Here is a 19,050-nt window from a genome sequence, read left to right as displayed (position 1 = left end):
CATGACCGCCACCGGCACCACGCCCCTGCAGGGGCGTGCCGCCCGCCCGGCGCCCGCCACAGCTCCGCGCCGCCGGCGGCTCACGGAGCGGCGCTCCAAGGCGGTAGCCTTCGTCGTCCTCACCGCCCCGATGCTGATCGGCCTCGGTGTCTTCCGCTACGTGGCCATCGGCTGGAGCTTCCTGCTCAGCTTCAGTGAGGCCCGCCGCACCATCTCCCTGGGGAGCTGGGTCGGCCTGGACAACTACCAACAGCTCCTGAGCGACGAACGGTTCCGGGACTCGCTCACGATGATCGTGCTGTTCACGGCGATGATCGTGCCGATCACCTTCGCCGGGTCCCTGGGCCTCGCCGTCCTCGTCAACCGGATACGGCGCGGCCGGGCCTTCTTCCGTACGGCGTTCCTGCTGCCCGCAGCCGTCAGCTACGTGGCCGCCGCGATGATCTGGAAGATGGCCCTGTTCAGCGGGGTGCCGTCCGGCCTCGCGAACACCCTCGGTGCGCTCTTCGGCGCCGACGCCACGCCGTGGATCCAGACACAGAGCCCGCCGCTGTACTGGATCGTGCTGGTGACACTGCGTCTGTGGCTCCAAGTCGGCCTGTACATGATTCTTTTCATCGCGGGGCTCCAGTCCATTCCGCAGCACCTGTACGAAGCCGCGGCCCTCGACGGCGCCGGTGCCTGGCGCACCTTCCGCAGCATCACCTTCCCCATGCTGCGCAACACGTCGGTCGCGATCCTGCTCCTGATGCTCATCGCCGCACTCCAGGCCTTCGACGAGTTCTACGCGATCTTCTCCACCGGCGCCTCGCTCGGCAGCGAACCTGTGCGCACCCCCCTCATGCACCTGTACGGCGTCGCTCTCCAGGACCAGGACTACGGCGTCGGCTCCGCCGGAGCCTTCCTGCTCACCCTTCTGATCGTGCTGGTCACGCTCCTTCAGGGCCGGATGCTCGGGTTCTCCCGCGACAAGGACTGATCGGACAAGGACTCAACCCATGAACCGTTACCGAGGGAGCGTGCTCGGCTCCGCCGCCACGTACCTGGTGCTGTGCCTGCTGGCCGTGGTCTTCCTGATCCCGTTCTACGTGCTCGTGCGCAACGCCTTCATGACGACGCCGGAGGTCACCGCCGGCGACTGGCACTGGCTGCCGTCCGCGCTGAACTGGGACAATTTCAGCTCCCTGTTCGACAACCCGGAGCGACCCTTCGGCCGGTCCCTGGCCAACTCGCTGCTGATCGCGGTGATCTCGGCCCCGGTGTCCACGCTGCTCGCCTCGATGGCCGGGTACGCGCTTGCCCGGATCAACGTGCCCGGTCGCGGGATCGTCCTCTCGCTCATCGTCGGCACGCTGATGATCCCGCAGGCCGTGACCTTCCTGCCGACGTTCGTCGTGGTCGGTTCGATGGGCGGCGTGAACACGATGTGGGGCCTGATCGCACCCGGCCTGTTCAACGCGTTCGCCGTCGTGCTCTTCCGCAGCTTCTACCTGTCCTTCCCCGCCGAGATAGAGGAGGCGGGCCGCCTCGACGGCCTCAGCTACCTCGGTGTCTACGGGCGCATCATCCTGCCCAACTCGGCCACGATGATCGCCTCACTCGGGGCACTGTCCTTCATCGAGGCGTGGAACTCCTTCCTGTGGCCCCTGATGATCGGCCAGGACCCCGAGAGCTGGACCGTGCAGATCGCGCTCTCCAGCTTCCTCACCTCACAGACCGTCAACCTGCCCGAGCTGTTCGCCGGCACGGTCGTGGCCATCCTCCCGCTCGTGATCATGTTCCTGGTCGCTCAGCGCCACATCGTCCAGGGCATAGCGATGTCCGGCCTCAAGTCCTGAAACTCCCTCTCCCCGATACCGGAGGTACTTCCAGTGACCCGTACGACCAGAACGACCCGGCGCGTGGCACTCACCGCCGCCTGCGCACTGCCCCTCACCCTCGCCCTCTCCACCGGCACCGCTGAGGCCAAGACCCCGTACGTCAAGCCGTTCATGGGCTGGAGCAGCTGGAGCGTCGAGTCCTCCTCGCGTGCCGGCTACGGCACGCACTGGCTGAACGAGGGCAACATCAAGAACGCCGCCGACGCGCTCAGCAGCAAGCTGTCCTCGGCCGGCTACAGGAATCTGAACATCGACGCCGGCTGGAACTTCGACTACGACTGGAACTTCCACACCGACGCCAACGGCATCCCGAACGCCGACAAGGACCGCTTCCCCAGCGGTATGCAGTCGCTCTCCGACTACGTCCACGGCAAGGACCTCAAGCTCGGTCTGTACGGCGCCGCCGGACTGGAGAAGGAGGTGTACGACAAGAACGCGCCGATCCTCGGTACCGACTGTCATGCACAGGACATTGCCGTGAAGCCGCTGACCCCGACCAACAAGTGGGGCGGCAGCTGGAAGATCGACTACAGCAACCCCTGTGCCCAGGAGTACATCGACTCGATCGTCGCGCGGTACGCCTCCTGGGGCATCGACTTCATCAAGATCGACGGCGTGACGAAGGACAACGTCGCCGACATCAAGGCCTGGTCCACCGCCATCGACCACAGCGGCCGCAGCATGTGGCTGTCCGCCAGCGCCTGGCCCGTCGACCTCGAGGCCGGCGACGGCCTGCGACCCTACGCCAACGGGGTCCGAGTCGACACCGACATCGAGTGCTACTGCGAGACCACCAGCACCTGGACCAGCTCCGTCGACGACCGCTTCGCCGACCTGCCCAAGTGGCTCGACAAGCTGTCCGCCCCCGGCTACCTCGCCGACCTCGACTCGATGCCCATCAACAACAACTCCGGCAGCGGACTCCAGGACGGCATCAACGACACCGAGCGGCAGACCGTCATGACCTTCTGGTCGATGGCCTCGTCTCCGCTGTACGTCGGCGGCGACATCTACTTCCTCGACGACAAGGCCAAGGCGATCCTGACCAACCCCGAGGTCATCGCCGTCGACCAGGCTGCCGTCCTGCCCAAGCAGATCCGCTCCGGTGACACTCAGGTGTGGACGAAGAAGGCAGGTCGTGCCACCTACCTCGCGGTCTACAACCTCGGCTCCACGGCCACCGACATCACGGTCGACCTCAAGGACCTGGGCATCAAGCGCCCCCAGCACCTGCGCGACGTCGTCGCCCGCAAGGACCTCGGCACCGCCAAGGGCTCCTGGACCGCCACCGCCGTCCCGGCCCACGGCTCCCGCCTGATCAAGCTCTCCTGACCGCCCGTCACGCCCAAGGAGCTGCACATGAGAAACGGACCCTCCAGACGCCTGGTCCTCGGCCTCGGCGGAGCCCTCGCACTGAGCGCCCTGCCCGCCTTCACCGCGCACGCCGAGCCTCGCCGCCCCACCACGTCCCCGCTGATACCGGCCGGCGAGGCGACGACCCTGTGGTACCCCGAGCCCGCCGACGAGGACCTCCTCATCGAGCAAGGCCTGCCGCTGGGCAACGGCCGCCTCGGTGCCCTCGTCGGCGCCGACCCCGCCCGCGAGCTCCTCCACGTCACCGACGCCAGCATGTGGAGCGGCGACGCCAACACCACCCTCGACAGCGACGGCCAATTCCCCTACGGGCGCGATGACTTCGGCAGCCTCACCCTGCTCGCCCGCGTCATGCTGTACCTGCCGGGACACGAGCGCTCCGCCGTCACCGAATACCGCCGCACCCTCGACCTCAGCAACGGCCTCGTCACCACGACGTACACCAAGGACAAGGTCCGCTACACCCGCGAGATGTTCGCCAGCGCCCCCGACGACACCATCGTCGTCCGGCTCAGCCAGAGCGGCGGTGGCTCCCTCACCGGCGCCATCATCCTCTCCGGCACCCACGGCGAGACCACCGGCGTGAACAAGGACCGGCACCTCGCCTCCTTCTCCGCGACCCTCGGCAACAAGCTGAAGTACGCCGCCGCGGTCACCGCCGCCGGCGACGGCACGATCACCGCCACCGGAACCCGCGTCACGTTCACCGACTGCACCGAGGTCACCCTCGTCATCAGCGGCGGCACCGACTACGCGCCGGACCACGCCACCGGCTACCGGGACCCGGACGCTGACCCGCTCGCCCTCGCCCAGGACAAGGCCCTGGCGGCGGCCCGGACGTCGGCCGTACGGCTGCGCGACACGCACATCGCCGACTACCGCGCCCGCTACGACCGGCTCACCCTCGACCTCGGCCGCTCCAGTGGCGGGCAGCGCCGGATGGACACCTGGTCACGCCTGAAAGCGCGCGCCGCCGACGGATCGGCGCCCGACCCGGAACTGGAGGCGAGCTACCTCCAGTTCGGCCGCTACCTGACCATCTGCGGCTCGCGCGACGGGCTGCCCATGGGGCTCCAGGGGCTGTGGCTGGAGGGCAACACCCCGGACTGGATGGGCGATTACCACACCGACATCAACATCCAGATGAACTACTGGCTGGCCGACCGGGCCGGCCTCGGGGACACGTTCCCCGCCTTCGCCGACTACTGCCTGGCCCAGCTCCCCGCGTGGAGCGAGGTGACACAGAAGCAGTTCAACGACTCCCGCAACCGCTACCGCAACACCTCCGGCAAGGTCGCGGGCTGGACGGTCGCCTTCTCCACGAACCCCTACGGCGGCCTGGGCTGGTGGTGGCACCCGGCGGGCAACGCCTGGCTGTGCGAATCCCTCTACGAGCACTACGAATACACCCAGGACGTGCGGTACCTGGCACGGATCATGCCGCTCCTCAAGGGCGCCTGCGAGTTCTGGGAAGCACGCCTGATCACCACGACCGTCGACGGTCGTGAGGTCCTCATCGACGACCACGACTGGTCGCCCGAACAGGGCCCGCAGGACGCCCGCGGCATCACGTACACACAGGAACTCCTGTGGTCCCTCTTCGGCCACTACGAGGAGGCGTGCCGCACTCTCGGCCGCGACACCGAACACGCCGCAGCTGTGCAGAAGTTGCGTGGCAGGCTCTATCTCCCGCGGGTCAGCCCGAAGTCCGGCCGTCTCGAGGAGTGGATGAGCGAGGACGACCTCGGCGAGACCACCCACCGCCATCTGTCGCCGCTCATCAACCTGTTCCCGGGCGACCGTATCCGCCCGGACGCCGGTGACGCCGAACTCCTCAAGGGAGCAACGGAGTTGCTGACCTCCCGCGGCATGGAGAGCTATGGGTGGGCCTGCGCGTGGCGGGCAGCGTGCTGGGCGCGGCTCAAGGACGCCGACAAGGCCTACCGGCTGATGTTGACGAACCTGCGGCCCTGGGCGGGCGGTGACACCGGCACAGCCATGAACTTCTTCGACATGTACCGGGTCTCCGACACCCGGGCCATCTTCCAGATCGACGCCAACCTCGGCACGCCCACCGCGATGCTGGAAATGCTCGTCTACTCCCGCCCCGGTCACATCGAACTCCTGCCGGCGCTCCCCGATGCCTGGGCCGAATCCGGCTCCCTCAAGGGCGTGGGAGCCCGCGGCGGCTTCACCGTGGACATGACCTGGGAGCGAGGCCGCGTACGCCGGGCGACGCTGCACAGCGTCGGCGGACGCAGGACCACCGTCACCGCCGGTGGCCGCAGCACGACTGTCACCCTGCGGCCCGGTGAGTCGGTGAGGCTGACAGACCTCCAGGGCTGAACCGGTCGGTACGACCGGTGCACGGCAGGGCGCCAGGCCTCGCGGCGCCCTGCCCTGCACCGCGCCTTCCCGAGGACGTACGTGCCTGAACGACGACCTGAACGTCTACAAGAACGTCTACAAGAACGTCGAGAAGAACGGAGAAAGTGCCGATGACCCTCGATCAGCCGCACCGAGCGGTGCCTAGCCGAGCCCGCCGCAGACCTTCGCGGGCCCTGTTCGGAGCGCTGCTCGCGCTCGCCCTGGCGGCCGCGCCCCTGGGCACCGCGCGCGCGGCCACGCCGTCGGCTCTCGGCCCGGGCACCCGAGTGAGCGCCTGGTCGCCGAGCATGACGACCGGTGGCCCCTCCTTCGAGAACCAGACCCTTCGCATGGTGGTGCACAGCAGCGTCGCAGGATCGCGCGCCCGGATCACTCTCTCGAACCGCTACAGCCCCGGGCCGCTCGAGGTGGCGGCCGCGAACGTCGCCGTTCAGGCGCACGGCGGCGAGGCAAGGCCGGGCACCACCCGGCGCATCACCTTCGCCGGCTCGGACCGCGTCACGGTCCCGGCCGGCGACGAGGCCGTCAGTGACGTCGTCCCGATCTCCGTGGAGGCCGGGCAGAACCTACTCGTCAGCCTCTACGTGCCCCGCGCGACCGGCATGTCGACCTGGCACTCGGACGCCTTCGACACGACCTACACGGCCTCGGGCGACCACACACGCGACGACAGCGCGGCCGGGTTCGCCACCACCACGACCTCCTGGTACTACCTGGCAGGTCTCGACGTCCTGTCTCCGACGGCGAAGGGCACCGTCGTTGCGTTCGGCGACTCCATCACCGACGGCTACCACTCCTCGACCGGTACCTACACCCGGTGGCCCGACGTACTCGGCCGACGCCTCGAAGCCGAGCCGGGCCCGCAGCGGCTGAGTGTCGTGGACGCCGGTATCGGCGGCAATCGTGTGCTCACCGATGTCCCCAACCCTTGGCAGGGCGTGAGCGCCCTGAAGCGGTTCCGTCATGACGCCCTCGGTCAGCCCGGCGTCACAGACGTGATTCTCTTCGAAGGCATCAATGACATCGGTAACAACGCCGGCCCCGACGGCGGACCTCTGACCGCGCAGGACCTGATCGACGGCTGGCGCACCCTCATCGACGAGGCGCACGCCGCCGGCGTCCGTGTCGTCGGCGCGACCCTGATGCCGGTCAAGGGCAACGGCTACTACACGCCCGCCGCCGAGGCGATCCGCCGCAGCGTCAACGACTGGATCCGCACCGGCGGTGCCTTCGACGGCGTCATCGACTTCGACCGGGTCATGCGCGATCCCGCGGACCCCTCGGCCCTCAACCCCGCCTACGACTCGGGCGATCACATACACCCCGACGACGCGGGCATGAAGGCCATGGCCGATGCGATCGACCTTCGCCTGCTGCGGCACTGACGCCGGCGCCCCCTTCAAGCGGTCCATGATCGTGGCCTTCGTGGTGTGCTTCGTGTTCTCGATGCAGGCCACCCCCGAGCAACTGGGCTGGCTCATCCTGACCGAGATGTTCCCTCTCAAGATCCGCAGCTTCGCCATCGGTGCTGACGCGAGGGACTTGTGGGTTGTGGGATGATCCGGCGCCATGACCTCACAGGCAGGGCGCGGTTCCCAGACGGATACGGCCCAGATCCCGCCTCCACGTGCAGGCGCTCATCTGCGCACCGGAATGATCGACCTGAGTGAAAGCCGCCTGTGGCACGACCGGTTGGCCAGCGACCTGCACTCCCTGAGGGTCGAGGATCCCGTCCCGCTGCGTGTGCGGGTCGCGCTGCGCCGCCGCGCCCATCTGACCACGTGGAACCGCAACCTGCTGAAGGGCGCCTTATGGGTGGTCCTGTTCAGCGCGGTAATGGCCTTCAGCAATGCGCTGGTATGGCTGGCGGGTGCCCGCGATGATGACACCATCGGCGATGATCAGAATCCACTGATCCACCGGGAGCAGCTGCCCCTGGGACTGTTCAAGCCGCCTTTTCTTGCCTATGTGCATGACCTGCCCGTGGCGATTAGTCACACGGTCATGGTGGCTCTTGGTGCCGCCCTTGCTTTCGGCGTCGCCTGGGCAATCATCGTGTACTTGGCAGCGTACGTGCTCAGGCACGGCCGTCCCTCAGTCCTGACCTGGTTCCTTCTGGTCCGCCGGTACGCCCTGGTGATGCAGTGCGCCGATGCTGTGCACGCCTGTGCTGCAGCTCGAGGCAGCGGCGGTGAGAGGCAGGCCCGCATGCTCCGGCGGGTCTCGAAGCGGTTGCGCGCCGTGCTGCGTAACCTCCCTGACGCCCCCTCGGCGCGTCGCTCGGTTCCGCGGCTTTCCGCCCGTAAGCGGGCGCTGAAGGCACACGCCCGCCGTGTCGCGGCCGCGCTGCGAGCCATCGAGCAGAGGATCGATACAGAGCCTGATGAGGCCCTGAGGGAATTGGCGTGTGCCCTGGTGCAGGTCTCGGACCGTTACTGCCATGCCCGGCTGGGTGTCCTCTTGGACGACCACTACCTGCAAGACATCGAACAGCCGCCCAACCGGGAGTTGTTGCGCTGGGTCGTGGCCCTGCTCGTTGCGGGTGGATCGGTCACGGGCTTGGCTGTCAGCGGCATGCTGCCGGAACCTGTCGAAGGCATCGTCTACACGATCGCCATCCTGCTGTCCTTGACCATCGCGTTCGGCCGGAAGATCCAGCGCAGCATTGAGGTCCTCGCTGCGATCACCGGCGGTGCGTAGGGATCGACGGCGGCATTGAACCGGGTCTGCACGGTCATGCCCGGCGTAATGATCGACGGACTGGCCTTCTCAGTGAGGCGCTCTCGCAGCCAGGCGCGGGCCTCGAGGACCGGCCCGCGCCTAATGGAACTTCCTCAGGCATCCGCCGATTCTGAGCGCCTGTACTGACAACGCCCGGGAACGCGGTAGCCGGACAGCCCCCGGGCGCTACCGAGTCTTCGAAACGAAGGTATCCCCACGCCCCTGCGTGTTGTGTTCACAGCCTCGGGCCGACATATGCAAGCGATTCGCGGCCCGACAGGCAGCCTTCTTGCCAGCTATGCCGGTTGGCTGCCGCCCCACGACAAGCGCCCGGCCAGAAGTGCCAGGCCGCCCCTTCCTCCAGGTCCGAGGCGGCCGTCTCGGTGAGCGTGGCGTCGTCGGTGAGCACACCGCAACAGCACGTCGGATGACGGGCGTTCCCCTGCGGAACGGGGCCTCCGTGAGGAGGCCCCGTGGCTGAGTTACGTGTCCGAGGCGGGTGTGGCGTAGGCGCGCTCGGTGAATTTCTCGGGGGTGATCATGTTGTCGCGCTCGTAGTTGGCGAGCGCGAGACCGAGGGCGAAGAACGTGGGTGCCCATTCGCCCACGAAGATGCCCCAGCGGTCGGCCCGCTCGATGCCGCGGGCTTCGGCTTTGACGGAGACGAACCAGGAGGCGGCGGACAGGCCGATCGAGGCGAACGCCGCCGTGTAGGCATGCTCGCTCCTCAGGCCGGCATCGAAGAGCTTCTTGACGATCATGGCTGCTCCTATCTATTGGTGATCCGCTGGGTGGTGGGCTGTAGCTCCGGCCGCTGCAGCGGCCCAGTGGCGCAGGTACCGGTTGGCGCCCGGACTGCGATGGGGCAGGACTTCTGGAAGGGCACGAGCCACGCGCGTTCCGCCGAAGGACGGCGTCACCGTGTTCTCTTTTCGCCGGCGTCCCTGTCAGGGGCTCGGCATGAGCACGGTGTCGATGTGCCGAACGGTTGCGTGCTTGTGGCGAGCAGACGAATCGACGTCGTTCATGCTGGAAGGAGTCCCCTGCCCCAGGGGGGTGACCTGCCAACGTGTCCGTGAAGGTGCCGTCGGAGGCTGGCTGACGGTCACATTCACAAGTCTTGCCTCTGTGGTGCGCAGGGGGCGGGGCTGGTGCTGCTGCTCCCCACACGCCTACTTCGCCCGAGGCGGGTCCCTTGGATGCATGGATGGCTGCGGCCTGCGTGGGGCCGCTGGCTATGTCCCGGTCGTTGACCGCAGTGTGCGGGGCGGCGGTCGTCGGGTGGAGGCGGAGGTCCCGGGCGTCGCCGGCGTCGTTCTGCCGGGGGGCCTTTGTGGCCTTTCGGGGCCAGTGATGCCGATGGGGACGCGGTGCGGGCCGCTGTGAGCGAGGGCAGTGCGAGAAGGCGCACAGCATGGTGGTGGTGATCAGGCTGCCAGGCCGAGGACGACCAGCGTCAGCTTGCGTCCCGTGGCGGACAGGGTGTGGTTCGACATCGTGGGTCTTTGGCTTCTTCGGAAGGTGCCAAGAGGGCTCTGCTCGTTGTCCGCTGTGTCTTGGGAGGTGGGCCGTACGGTTCTGCCGGCCGGATGCGGCGAGTGCGGGTGGGCGGCCCGACGGCTTCCAGGCGGCGGACGCCGGGCCGGCCCCGGCGTCCGGCCGGAGGTTCAGGCGCGGGCGGCCGCGGCGGCGACGATCCAGTTCCGGAACTCGACGGCGTAGTGCCGCAGGTGGTGGTCCAGGACCTCGTCGGGGCAGGCGACGGGGAAGTAGACCGTCAGGTTCGCGGTGAAGCCGTCGGCGGTGTCACCGAACTGGATCAGCGCCCGCCCAACGACGGTGCCGTCGGCCAGGAACAGGTTGGAGGACATCTTGCGTGGGAACTCCGACTCCGGGAGAAGCTCGTCCGCGTCCTTGGCCCAGTCCAGCGCGTCGGTGCCCCAGCCGCCCATGTAGAAGTCGGCGACGTGGGGGCCGATGTTCTCCACCACGCGCGCGCCGATCTCATCGGTGCCCATCACGTAGTGCTCGGGGTGCGCCGCGAGGAGTGCGCGCTCGTCCCCGGCGAACGCCTTGTCCATCCAAGCCAGGAACTCGCCCGAGGTCAGGCCCTTAGCCGCGAGCACGGTGGTGCCCGCCTTGAAGGCGCCGGCGGAGGTGCGGGCGCTCTCGCGCAGGAAGGCGTTTCCTTCCTCGATGTCCGCGGCCAGGAGGTCGAGGAGCCCTTGGCGTCCCAGCAGCGTCCGGAAGCGGTCCAGGGCGCGGCGGGCGTAGAAGAGTTCGAAGTCGTCGATGTCCCCGGCGCCGGCGGGTCCGGCCTCAAGTGTCACGGTGCCGGGCCGGGAAGTCTGGTTGTCGGGCATGGTCGAACCTCCGATAGAATGCGAATGTGAATTCACGTTCGCATCACGGGCCTCGGTTGTCAAAGGATCCTGTTGAGAGCTCCGCGGATACCATGCGGGACATGACCGAGGAGCCCGAACGCCCAGCGGCCTACCGGGAACCCCAGCAGGCCCGCAGTGCCGCGACCCTGGCCCGCGTCCTGCGTGCGGCCGAGGAGATCGCCGCAGACTCCGGCCTGGAGGAGATGACGATCGCCGGTGTCGCACAGCGCGCCGGCGTCGCCGTCGGGACGATCTACCGCCGCTTCGAGGACAAAGACCAGCTGATCACCGCCCTGACCGAGCGCATGTTGGAACGCCGCGAGGAGTACGTGGCCGAGCGGCTGCGCTCAGCCGAACCTTCGCTCTGCGGCGTCATGGACGCCTACGCCCACGCCCTGCTCCAGTCCTTCGCCGACAGCAGCAGCCTCTTCCCCGAGTTGCTGCGCACGCGGGGGACCAGAGCACTGGACCGCGGATCGCGCACCATCACCGAACTCCACCGCCTCCTGCTCGAAGCGGCAGCCCCGTACGCCGGCCAGATCCGCCGCTCCCAGCCCCAGCAGGCACTCGATACCGCGGCCCGTGCCATCCTCGGCGCCTGCTTCCACAACTCTGTACGCCCCGATGCCGCCACCAGCGAAGCGGCCAGACGACAGTACGCCGACGAGCTCGGCGACATGGCGATCGCCTACCTCCTCACTCCCGACCGACGCCGCAACGCCGACACCTGAGCCCAACGCGCTGCCGCACGGCTCTCACACCTCCGCGTCGTCGAGTTCGGCCCGTGTCCGGGTCGCGCAGTGGCCGCAGGACGCCGGCGGCCGGGGTGGGGGAGGTGAAGCTGCAGCGGCCGAGGACATTGAGGTTCATGTGCTTGAGCGGGGACTGCCAGGGGCGGGCGGTCTTACTGGGACAACGCGTAGGTCCGGACGGGGTCGAGGTGCAGTTCGAAGGGCCCGAAACAGTCGGCCGCGAGGGTCGCGACCGGAGCACCGCAGAGGCAGGCCCGGTTGAGTCCCTCGTCGCCTGTCGGTCCACAGCACCCATTGCTGTTCTCCCAGTTGGGCAGCGGCTGAAGCCCGACGGCGTCATCAGGGTGCAGCAGCACTGTCTGTCGGCTGCCCGCTGAGATGACGAAGCCTTCTTCGCGGCAGACCACGGGTCCGCGCGACTGCGCCGGCTTCGGGTCCTCCTGATCGTCCTGCACGACGTAGGGAGGTCCCCAGGGTTCGGGGTCGATCACGTAGCGGCCCCGCGGAACGGTGGAAGGCGCCCGGCGCGTCTCCTTGTCCCGGTCACGCTCGTCGTCGAAGACGTCAGGGATGGCGGCAAGCTCGGCCAACTCCGGCGTGATCGCGGCGCCGCACTTGCAACACAGGAAGACGGTCATCCCCTCGTTGTAGTGCTCAGGACTGCCCCTGCGCATCCTCGTTTCGCTGCTCGCAGTCGATGAGCGCGACGAAGCCGCGGAAATCGGGCATGGCCGTGTGGACGGTGGTGTGCCGGGTGGCGAAGTCGCACATGCATGGCGGCGAGCTTGTGCTCGGCGGCGGCGAAGCTGGCCTCGATCGCGGAGACCTCGCCGACCCGGCCCTGCTCCTTGGCCCCCGGAGCCGGTCGAGCAGGTTCGCGTGGATCTCCACCAAGCCGGGCATCTGCTCGGGATCGGGCCGCAGGACGGGACAGCGGATGCAGACGTGTTCACGGACGCAGGGGATGCCGAAGTCGCGTGCGCAGACGCCCCCGCACCGCAGCCTCGCGCACCTCTGCCAAATGCGGCTTCGGCACAACGACATCGTTCTCGCCCGCCACGCAGGGCGAGCCAGTTCAGATGTCACCCGATCACGTAGGAGACCCGTCGATAGCATGGCTGGTACGCATGCCGGACTGGGGCGTGCCGCATGGATAGGGGGAGCTGTGTCGGTGGAAGCAAGCCGTGGCGAGGTACCGGAGGCCGAACGGGTGGCGGGGCTCGTGGCCGCGCAGGAGAAGGCGATCGAGCTCTTCGCAGAGGTCGAGGCGCGTGGGATCGTCGTGCCGGGGGTCGGGGAGCGGGAAGCCAGTGACCGCATCAGGGATCTGGCGAACGAGATGTTCGGTACGACCAAGCACTGGCACAAGCGCATCATTCGCTCCGGGGCGAACACGCTTGCGCCGTATCGGGAGAACCCGCCGGACCGTGTCATCGAGGCGGACGACGTCGCCTTCGCGGACTTCGGACCGATCTTCGAGGAGTATGAGGCGGACTTCGGCCGGACGTATGTCTTCGGTGACGATCCGGACAAGCATCGGCTGCTGACCGATTTGCCGCGCGTTTTCGACGCCGGGCGGGAAGTCTTTGCCGCGGATCACGACATCACCGGTCGTGAGCTGTACCGCGCGGTGGAGAAACTCGCGGCGGAGGCAGGCTGGGAGATCGGTATTTGGCACACGGGTCATCTGGTCGGGGAGTTCCCTCACGAGACCATCGAAGGAATGAAGGCGGAGTCGTACATCACGCCGGACAACGACACTCCGTTGCGCCGTACGGACCGGCTCGGCCGGGTCTGCCACTGGATCCTGGAACTGCATTTCGTGGACCGCCGCCGCGGATTCGGCGGCTTCTACGAGCAGTTGCTCGACCTGGCCTGACGGCCGGCCCTGGCGTACCGGGGCCGGTGCGGGGCCGGCTCCGGCGAGGGCGCCGCCGGTGACGATGAGGTACTCGTCACGGATGGGCTTGCTCTTGAGGCAGTCATCACGGTCGGTGACGTAGGCGGGCCAGAACAGCTGGGAGATGACGACGTCTGCGTCCTGCAGTTCGCGGTCGAAGACGATGTTGTCTCCTTGCTTGTCGGAGGTGACGACCAGGGTGTGGCCGCGGCGTTCCAGGAAGGTGCGCAGACCGAGTTCGCCGGACACGCTGCCGAGCAGGTGTCCGGGGTGTAGTCGGCGACCAGGGGCGTGGGCGCCGTCTCAGATGTTTCGGACCGTCAGGACTCGTGCTTCCGCTACCACTTGGCTCGGAGCGTCTCAGGCGTCTGAGGTGATACTCGGTCGTTTTGGGGTCCGCGTCCGTGCTGGGCCCTTGGTCCTGGCCGCCGTCGGGCTCTGGCCCGGCGCGGTGGTGAGTGGTCTGGGCGGTTTCGCCCGGACCACTCACGACACCAGAGCAGCAGCCGATCTACCTGGCGAGTTCAGCTGGTTCGTCGAGCCTTGTGAGTTTGTTCGGGTTTCTCACCAAGTAGATCCGGGTGACCTGCCCGTTCTCCACCACGAGGCTCACCGCCGTGGCCAGCTCGCCGTCGATCTCGATCCGGCCCGCAGGTGCGCCGTTGAGCCACACGGCCGTCGTCGCGAGCGCGACCACTTCCGCCCGGTTCGTGCGCGCGAGCACCTTCGCCACGACCTCGACCCCGTGGATCGGAGCCAGAGCGGCGGCCGCAAGCCCGCCGCCATCGGCGATCAAGACCACGTCCGGCGCCATGACGTCCACCAGCTCCTGCAACTGCCCGGTGCGCAAGGCGAGCAGGAACCGGTCCACCACGGCCTGTTGCTCCGACCGGCTCACCCGCACCCGCGGCCGCCGGGCCGCCACATGCTCGCGCGCTCGCCGCGCGATCTGCCGCACCGCAGCCGCGGACTTCCCGATGGCCTCGGCAATCTCGCCGTACGGCAGCTCGAAGACCTCGCGGAGCACGAACACTGCCCGCTCCGTCGGCCCGAGTGTTTCAAGGACGGTCAGCATCGCGATCGAGACGCTCTCCGCGAGCTCCACGTCCTCGGCGACATCAGGGCTGGTCAGCAACGGTTCCGGCAGCCACTCGCCGACATAGTCCTCGCGACTGCGCGCCAGCGTCCGCAGCCGGTTGAGTGCCTGCCGTGTGACGGTCCTGACGAGGTACGCCCGCGCGTCGATCACCCGCGACTGGTCGACCTCCGCCCACCGCAGCCAGGACTCCTGCAGCACGTCCTCCGCGTCAGCCGCGGAGCCGAGCATCTCGTAGGCGACCGTGAACAGCAGGCTGCGATGGGCGATGAACGGGTCCTCGGTCATGTGGTCGACGCTACGTCGGACGTCTCAGGACGCGCAGCCAGCGGGATCTCGCAGGCATCGGAGTAGCCCTGCGAGGTGATCCCGTGCGCCGTGTTGCACCTGGCTGCCAGGTTGGCGAATCCGATGAACACGGTGAGCTCGACCAGCGCCGCCGGGCCGAGCCGGCCGAGCAGACTTGCCGACAGCTCATCGGTGACGGTCGTCGGCGTGTTCGTCATGGCCTCCGCGTACTCCATCACCTCCCGCTCCAACGGCGTGAACACCTCCGACTCCCGCCAGCGCGGCACCTGGCTCGCCTTGGCCAGGTCCAGGTTCTGGTTCTGTGCCGCGAAGTAGTTGATGTCGAGGCACCAGCTGCAGCCGATCTGTGCCGCGACAGCCATGTGTGCGAACGTCTTGAGGCTCGCGTCGGCCGCGTCCCAGGTGCCCACTTTGGCCGCGAACTCCTGGTTGGCCTCGGCGAGCTCGGGGTTGTTCCACAGCACCTCGTTGGGCTCGGGCACGGAGCCGAGCTGTTTCATCAGGTTTTCGCGGAGCTCGGCGGGGAGCTCGGCCTTCGGGACGCGTAGCGCCATGGTGTTCTCCTTAGAGGTTTGCCTGTTCGGCATGAAGACACCGCCGAGCCCGCGAATGTGACAACCCCCCTCGCCACTGCGCAGGGATCGTCAGCGCGCGCAGGCCGTCCCTCGGCCGCTGTCAGACGACAGTGACCGGAAGGAAGGTCGTTCCTCCTCGCCGGCGCGTTTGGATCTACGGCCACGGCCATGACGACCGCAACCCGGGCCCGCTACTGCACTGGCCGTACGCCACGCTCATCGGCGGGCCGCTGGACAGGCTGCTCCTTTTCTCTGCACTAGCCGCTTCCTTCGGATCATCTGATCGCCTGTCTGGTGTGCCGTTGGCTGACGCCCAGTGGGGACGCATCGAGCCGTTGCTCCCGGACTGGACGCCGAAGCGGGGTGGACGCCCGTCTGCCAGTGGAGGACCTCCAGGAAGGTGATCAGCTCGCCAACCGGCTCAAGGAAGAGCTGCTACGGCGTCTCTGGCCCAGGTGACGGTGGCGTCTTCGTCCCGTAAGAGGCGGTGCAGACAGCCGGCGGAGATGTGGTGCGCGGCGGTCGGCGCCCCAGTGGCTCCATGCGCCAAGCCCCGCGGCACGGCCGCCCTCCGCCGCGCGACCGTCGCCCTCGGCCGCCTCCATGCTCCGCCCGTTGTGAACGAGCTGCCTCAGTCCTGCACTCGCCCCAGGCCAGTCAAGCTGGCGAGATGGTGCAGCCTCTGCGGTGGGGGAGAGGACCTGGACGACCTGGTCGCCGATGTTGCCCAGGCGGATGGTCGGCTTCCGGGAGGACGTGTCCGAGGCCTCGATCCTGAACTCGGGCGAAGAACCGGATGAGTTGCGTATCTGTGCCGGGGGCTGGACGGCCGGATCTGGCCCGCCGGCGTGGCGGCACGCGCCGATGGACCCGGAGCGGTTCGTACACCTGCTGATACTGATCAGCGCGGGGGACTCGATCTTCCGTTCAGCTCTCCAGGCCGTCGAGTCAGGGCCGGGCGGTGCTCCGGCCGAGGTAGGTGACAGGCCCGGGCTCCGGGACGGCGATCTCGTGGAAGCCGACGCGGTCGTAGAAGGCGCGGGCCGGGGTGTTACTGGTGACCATCGAGAGGTGGACCGCCGCGACACCCTTGGCGTGCAGGGCGGCGAGGAAGGCATTCATGAGCTGCCGCCCGTAGCCGTTGCGCTGATGGGAGGGCAGCAGATCGATGTGGAGATGGGCCGGGTAGGCCTCCAGTTCCGGGAGCACCATCCGTTCCGGGCGGTGCATCAAGTCGGTCATCACCTCGGCCGGGGTGGACGGGGGTTGTACGGGGGCGGGGTAGCGGTCCGTCAGGCCGGGGAGCCACTGGGAACGGTAGCGGACGACGAAGGATGCGGTGTCGGCCGTACCGACGATGTAGCCGACGGCCCGTCCGCCGTCCTCCACGACGAAGGCCAGGTCCGGTTCGAGGACCACGTAGGGCGCGGCAAAGATGTTCGGCAGGAGTGCCGGGTCCGGGTAGAGGTGGCGGGCATCGCCGCCCTCGTGCCCGGTCCGTACACAGATGTCGAAGAGGGCATCGCGGTCCTCGGGGCGATACGGGCGCAGGATGGCCTGGGAAGCCGGCGAGACAGTCATGGCGCCGATCCTTCGGGGTGCGGGAGCGATCCCGCAACTGTGTTTCACGGGGCGACGGGCTTCTCACGCCAGCGGTTGTCAGCTGCGGGGATGGTCCCGGGCCCAGGCGTTCACCTTGACGACATACCTGCGTGCTCCCGTTCTCCCGTGCTCGCGGGGCATCGAGAGTGCCCATGAGGAGCGGGTCGAGTGTGCGGCGGCCGAGCCCCGATGTCTCCCCAGTGGTTGAAACCGTGGCGGCTGGTGTTGCCGTCCCTCTGTCTGGAGCACGCTGGCCGCTCGTGTCCCGGTGGATGCCACGTCTTCTTCATGTGGCGCTGTGCGATGTGCTGCATGATCGTAGGATGCCGGCCGTCGGCGGGTGCACCGTCATGTCCGAGGCGAGGGAGGGCCGTGGTGCAGGATCAAGTCCTGGCAGGCCGTTACCGGTTGGTGCGGCACCTTGGTGAGGGCGGCATGGGGGAGGTCTGGGAGGCACACGATGAGACGCTGGACCGGCCGGTCGCCGTCAAGGTGATCTCGTTGCTCGCCGGTGGTGGAAGCCGTGGCGGCGAGGCGCGTGCCCGGTTCCTGCGCGAGGCGCGGATCACCGCCCGTCTGCAGCATCCGCATGTCGTGACCGTTCACGATCTGGGCGAGAGCAGCACGGAGAACGGCACTGCCCCGTTCCTGGTGATGGAGTTGGTCCGCGGCGAGGGCTTGGACGCCAAGCTGCGCCAGGGCGCGATCAGCTTGGATGAGGCGGCTGGGTGGGGTGTGCAGATCTGCGAGGCGCTCGCGGACGCGCATGAGGCGGGCTTCATGCACCGGGATATCAAGCCGTCCAACATCCTCATCACCCTCAACGGCGAGGTGAAGGTCTTGGACTTCGGTGTCGCGCGGGCTGCTGATCCCTGCGCGAGCGGGGACCGTCTCACCCGGACTGGGTTCATCGTGGGCACACCTCCTTACATGGCTCCTGAACAGGCCCGAGGCCATCCTGTGCCGAGCAGCGACCTGTATGCGCTCGGATGCCTTCTCTTCGAGCTGATCACGGGACGGCTGCCTTTCCGGGCCCCCGACCCCGTCGGCTACCTCTCCGCACACCTCACCCAGGAACCGCCCAGGCCAAGCTCCCTAGCCCCCGACATTCCCGCCGCGTGGGACGACCTCGTGCTGACCCTGCTGCGCAAGGAACCTGACCAGCGCTACCCACACGCCACTGGTCTCGCCCAGGCTCTACGACAGCTCAACGCCGGGCCCAGGCGTACAGCTCCAGCGGACGACATCGAGCCCGGTCCAGCTCCAGACGGAACCCGGTTACCGCCCACGCGCCTTGTGTCTGGACCGAGCAGCACGGACGCGCTCCCGGCAGCAAAGGAGGCCGCCCCAGAGGAGCCTGACGGTCGCCCTGAAGCCGTACCGGCCACGACCGTCAGGCTTTCCTGGTCAGGAAAGGATCCCCTGCCCACCTACACCGATGCCACGACGAAGAGTGCCCTGATCCGCTGGTGCGCCTTCGCACTGGTGCTGGCGTTGCCGGCTACCTCCCTTCCGCTCTTGCTGCACCGCATCAAGCCGCCGGGGTCCGGCCAAGACGACGGATGGATGGCTCTCTTCGTGGTCTCGGGTCTCTGCGCACTGTTCGCCCTCATCACGGTCCTCATCTATCTCCCCGTACTGACCTTCCTGCACCGAACCGCCGGCTGGTCCTTGAAGGTCGGGCCGCAAGGCATGGAGACGGTCAGCGCCGCCGGCAGACATGAACTGCGGTGGAGCGACCTGGACAGGGTCTCGATTGCGGAGATTGATGGAAGGGTGAAGTTCTTCAGCGGGAAGATTCATTTGCATCGGTATGCGGGAATCCACGTCAAGCTGGTGAAGGGTGCAAAGCGTCCGCACGCTCGTCCCGCGGGGTGGCCCACGTTGTACCCGGGGAACATCGTCGCTCGTCAAGACAAGATGGTCCCGGTCTGTGTTCTCGGACCGATGACGGACCAGCAGAGAGCCGAACTGAAAGACGCCCTGTCAACCTACAGTCGGCCATGAAGCGCACGGGTGGCGGGCGGTCACCTGCAAAGCTGTCGGAGCGTGCGGGAGACAGGCGGCCA

The 19,050-nt window shown here is 68.0% G+C and carries 16 protein-coding genes and 2 pseudogenes; 10 read left to right on the top strand and 8 right to left on the bottom strand.

Annotated features, from left to right (window positions below):
* Position 1 precedes the first annotated feature (1 nt).
* The 7 genes from ACFC96_RS35665 to ACFC96_RS35635 all read left to right on the top strand — a co-directional run bounded on the left by ACFC96_RS35665 (position 2) and on the right by ACFC96_RS35635 (position 8,342).
* A complete protein-coding gene (locus ACFC96_RS35665; protein ID WP_376266260.1) occupies positions 2 to 979 on the top strand; it encodes a carbohydrate ABC transporter permease in 978 nt (325 codons plus the stop codon).
* Positions 980 to 998: 19 nt separating this feature from the next.
* Positions 999 to 1,838, top strand: coding sequence for a carbohydrate ABC transporter permease (locus ACFC96_RS35660; protein WP_340457354.1), 840 nt, complete (start codon positions 999 to 1,001; stop codon positions 1,836 to 1,838).
* 33 nt (positions 1,839 to 1,871) lie between these two features.
* Positions 1,872 to 3,212 (top strand): glycoside hydrolase family 27 protein, encoded by a 1,341-nt coding sequence (locus tag ACFC96_RS35655; protein WP_376616174.1) that lies wholly within the window; start codon positions 1,872 to 1,874, stop codon positions 3,210 to 3,212.
* 27 nt (positions 3,213 to 3,239) lie between these two features.
* Positions 3,240 to 5,600: a glycoside hydrolase N-terminal domain-containing protein gene (locus tag ACFC96_RS35650; protein WP_376616173.1), complete on the top strand. Its 2,361-nt coding sequence runs from the start codon at positions 3,240 to 3,242 to the stop codon at positions 5,598 to 5,600.
* Positions 5,601 to 5,752: 152 nt separating this feature from the next.
* Positions 5,753 to 7,027: an SGNH/GDSL hydrolase family protein gene (locus ACFC96_RS35645; protein ID WP_376616171.1), complete on the top strand. Its 1,275-nt coding sequence runs from the start codon at positions 5,753 to 5,755 to the stop codon at positions 7,025 to 7,027.
* A complete protein-coding gene (locus tag ACFC96_RS35640; RefSeq protein ID WP_376616288.1) occupies positions 6,996 to 7,202 on the top strand; it encodes an MFS transporter in 207 nt (68 codons plus the stop codon). Before ACFC96_RS35645 ends, ACFC96_RS35640 begins: the two co-directional genes overlap by 32 nt.
* A 9-nt stretch (positions 7,203 to 7,211) precedes the next feature.
* Entirely contained in the window at positions 7,212 to 8,342 is a 1,131-nt protein-coding gene (locus tag ACFC96_RS35635; RefSeq protein WP_376616169.1) for a hypothetical protein, read from the top strand.
* A gap of 503 nt (positions 8,343 to 8,845) precedes the next feature.
* Here the strand turns inward: ACFC96_RS35635 and ACFC96_RS35630 are convergent.
* Positions 8,846 to 9,124, bottom strand: a complete 279-nt coding sequence (locus ACFC96_RS35630; RefSeq protein WP_376616167.1) for a hypothetical protein — start codon at positions 9,122 to 9,124, stop codon at positions 8,846 to 8,848.
* 906 nt (positions 9,125 to 10,030) lie between these two features.
* The gene (locus ACFC96_RS35625; protein ID WP_376616165.1) at positions 10,031 to 10,726 is read right to left on the bottom strand and encodes a hypothetical protein; all 696 of its coding nucleotides are present in this window, start codon (positions 10,724 to 10,726) and stop codon (positions 10,031 to 10,033) included.
* Between the two features lie 101 nt (positions 10,727 to 10,827).
* Between ACFC96_RS35625 and ACFC96_RS35620 the strand changes: the two genes are divergently transcribed.
* Positions 10,828 to 11,478: a TetR/AcrR family transcriptional regulator gene (locus tag ACFC96_RS35620; RefSeq protein ID WP_376616164.1), complete on the top strand. Its 651-nt coding sequence runs from the start codon at positions 10,828 to 10,830 to the stop codon at positions 11,476 to 11,478.
* Here the strand turns inward: ACFC96_RS35620 and ACFC96_RS35615 are convergent.
* Together ACFC96_RS35615 and ACFC96_RS35610 are read right to left on the bottom strand one after the other, a co-directional pair.
* Positions 11,444 to 11,632 (bottom strand): annotated as a pseudogene (locus ACFC96_RS35615) (hypothetical protein); the annotation flags it as partial. The gene ACFC96_RS35620 and the pseudogene ACFC96_RS35615 overlap by 35 nt on opposite strands.
* A gap of 19 nt (positions 11,633 to 11,651) precedes the next feature.
* The gene (locus ACFC96_RS35610) at positions 11,652 to 12,137 is read right to left on the bottom strand and encodes a hypothetical protein (protein WP_376616162.1); all 486 of its coding nucleotides are present in this window, start codon (positions 12,135 to 12,137) and stop codon (positions 11,652 to 11,654) included.
* Between the two features lie 533 nt (positions 12,138 to 12,670).
* Between ACFC96_RS35610 and ACFC96_RS35605 the strand changes: the two genes are divergently transcribed.
* Positions 12,671 to 13,378, top strand: a complete 708-nt coding sequence (locus ACFC96_RS35605) for a M24 family metallopeptidase (protein WP_376616278.1) — start codon at positions 12,671 to 12,673, stop codon at positions 13,376 to 13,378.
* A 114-nt stretch (positions 13,379 to 13,492) separates the two neighbouring features.
* Here ACFC96_RS35605 and ACFC96_RS35600 read toward each other — a convergent pair.
* From ACFC96_RS35600 to ACFC96_RS35585, 4 genes and pseudogenes are all read right to left on the bottom strand, one after another.
* Positions 13,493 to 13,704 (bottom strand): annotated as a pseudogene (locus ACFC96_RS35600) (NAD-dependent formate dehydrogenase); the annotation flags it as partial.
* Positions 13,705 to 13,910: 206 nt separating this feature from the next.
* A complete protein-coding gene (locus ACFC96_RS35595) occupies positions 13,911 to 14,783 on the bottom strand; it encodes an RNA polymerase sigma-70 factor (protein WP_376227014.1) in 873 nt (290 codons plus the stop codon).
* A complete protein-coding gene (locus ACFC96_RS35590) occupies positions 14,780 to 15,358 on the bottom strand; it encodes a carboxymuconolactone decarboxylase family protein (protein WP_340457339.1) in 579 nt (192 codons plus the stop codon). The genes ACFC96_RS35595 and ACFC96_RS35590 overlap by 4 nt, the downstream gene beginning before the upstream one ends.
* A 969-nt stretch (positions 15,359 to 16,327) precedes the next feature.
* The gene (locus ACFC96_RS35585) at positions 16,328 to 16,960 is read right to left on the bottom strand and encodes a GNAT family N-acetyltransferase (RefSeq protein WP_376616160.1); all 633 of its coding nucleotides are present in this window, start codon (positions 16,958 to 16,960) and stop codon (positions 16,328 to 16,330) included.
* A 396-nt stretch (positions 16,961 to 17,356) separates the two neighbouring features.
* Between ACFC96_RS35585 and ACFC96_RS35580 the strand changes: the two genes are divergently transcribed.
* The gene (locus tag ACFC96_RS35580; protein WP_376616158.1) at positions 17,357 to 18,988 is read left to right on the top strand and encodes a protein kinase; all 1,632 of its coding nucleotides are present in this window, start codon (positions 17,357 to 17,359) and stop codon (positions 18,986 to 18,988) included.
* Positions 18,989 to 19,050 lie beyond the last annotated feature (62 nt).

This window comes from Streptomyces sp. NPDC055955 (assembly GCF_042270245.1).
In the GTDB taxonomy this organism is placed as follows: domain Bacteria; phylum Actinomycetota; class Actinomycetes; order Streptomycetales; family Streptomycetaceae; genus Streptomyces.
The sequence above is the reverse complement of the archived record's forward strand: the minus strand, read 5'-3'. Positions and strand labels throughout refer to the sequence as shown.